General features: G+C 68.6%; 2 protein-coding genes and 1 pseudogene. All 3 read left to right on the forward strand.

The genetic code is table 11. The features are described 5' to 3' along the window. Window positions 1–144 (forward strand): annotated as a pseudogene (locus EN738_RS36680) (dihydroorotase); the annotation flags it as partial. A 56-nt stretch (window positions 145–200) separates the two neighbouring features. Further along, complete coding sequence (gene plsY, locus EN738_RS34220) at window positions 201–788, forward strand: glycerol-3-phosphate 1-O-acyltransferase PlsY (protein WP_127287357.1); 588 nt, start codon at window positions 201–203, stop codon at window positions 786–788. Continuing rightward, the coding region (locus tag EN738_RS34225) for a DNA-processing protein DprA (protein WP_145967046.1) at window positions 785–1,495 on the forward strand (711 nt) is incomplete at its 3' end. The genes plsY and EN738_RS34225, both read left to right, overlap by 4 nt.

Below are 1,495 nucleotides of genomic sequence, written 5' to 3' on the forward strand. Positions count from 1 at the left end.
GCGCTGGTCGATCTCGACGAACCTTGGATCGTCAGCGAGAGCGGCCTTCGCTCGCGCTCGAAGAACACCTGCTTCGAGGGCGCGCGGCTGCAAGGCAAGGTCTTGCAAACGATGGTATCGGGCCGCACAGTGTTTTCAATCTAGGCCGATGGCGGCATAGTCCGCCATTTCGTGCGGTGAAGGAAACGCGGGGGGAAACAATGAGTTATGGCGGTATCCTGGCGCTGCTGTTCGGCTATCTGCTGGGCTCGATTCCGTTCGGCCTGCTGATCACCCGCGCGGCCGGCCTTGGGGACGTGCGCAAGATCGGCTCCGGCAATATCGGCGCCACCAATGTCCTGCGCACCGGCAACAAGGGGCTCGCCGCCGCAACGCTTCTGCTCGATGCGCTGAAGGGCACGGCGGCGGTGCTGATCGCCGGCCGCTTCGCGCCGGAGCTTGCGCTGTGGGCCGGTTTCGGCGCTTTTATCGGCCACCTCTTTCCGGCCTGGCTCGGCTTCAAGGGCGGCAAGGGCGTCGCCACCTACCTCGGCGTGCTGATCGGCCTTGCCTGGCAGGTGGCGCTGATCTTCGCCGTCGTCTGGCTCGCCGTCGCCTTCCTGTTCCGCTACTCCTCGCTCGCGGCGCTGACCGCTGCGGTCGCGGTGCCGATCGCGCTCTACTTCCTCAGCACGCCGGCGATTGCCGGACTGTTCGCGGTGATGAGCCTGATCGTCATCGTAAAACATCGCGCCAACATCTCGCGGCTTACCGCCGGCACCGAGGGCAAGATCGGGGCCAAGGGATGACCAAGCCCGCCGCCGGCCCGCGCCTCAGCGACCGGCAGCGGCTGAGCTGGCTTCGCCTGATCCGCACGCCGAATGTCGGTCCGGCCTCGTTCCGCGAACTGATCAACCGCTTCGGCTCCGCCGAGGCCGCGCTCGAAATGCTGCCCGAGTTGATGATCTCCGGCGGCGCCAGCCGCATCGTCCGTATTCCCACGGTGGCCGAGGCCGAGGCGGAGTTGGAGGCGGCAAGGCGGGCCGGCGGCCGTTTCGTCGGCATTGGCGAGGCAGACTATCCGCCCTTGCTGAAGAACATGGACAACCCGCCGCCCCTCCTTGCGGTGAAGGGCGAAGGTGCGGCCTTCCGTCTGCCGGCGGTCGCCATCGTCGGCGCCCGCAACGCCTCGCTCGCCGGCGTCAAGATGGCGCGGATGCTGGCGGCGGACCTTGGCCGCGACGGCTACGCGATCGTCTCCGGCCTGGCGCGCGGCATCGATACGGCGGCGCACCAGGGCAGCCTCTCTACCGGCACCATCGGCGTGCTGGCCGGCGGGCTCGACATGCCCTACCCGCCCGAGAATGCCGGGCTCTGCAACGAGATCGCCGAGCGCGGCGGCGCCGTCGTCTCGGAAATGCCGTTCGGCTGGCAGCCGCGCGCGCAGGATTTTCCGCGCCGCAACCGGCTCGTCGCCGGCATGGCGCTGGGGCTGGTGGTGGTCGAAGCCGCGCAG

It is taken from the genome of Mesorhizobium sp. M4B.F.Ca.ET.017.02.2.1, assembly GCF_003998955.1.
In the GTDB taxonomy this organism is placed as follows: Bacteria; Pseudomonadota; Alphaproteobacteria; order Rhizobiales; family Rhizobiaceae; genus Mesorhizobium; species Mesorhizobium abyssinicae.

Excerpts from the sequence above, each read along its gene's own strand:
- plsY (WP_127287357.1), top strand. The coding sequence starts at position 201 with ATGAGTTATGGCGGTATCCTGGCGCTGCTGTTCGGCTATCTGCTGGGC.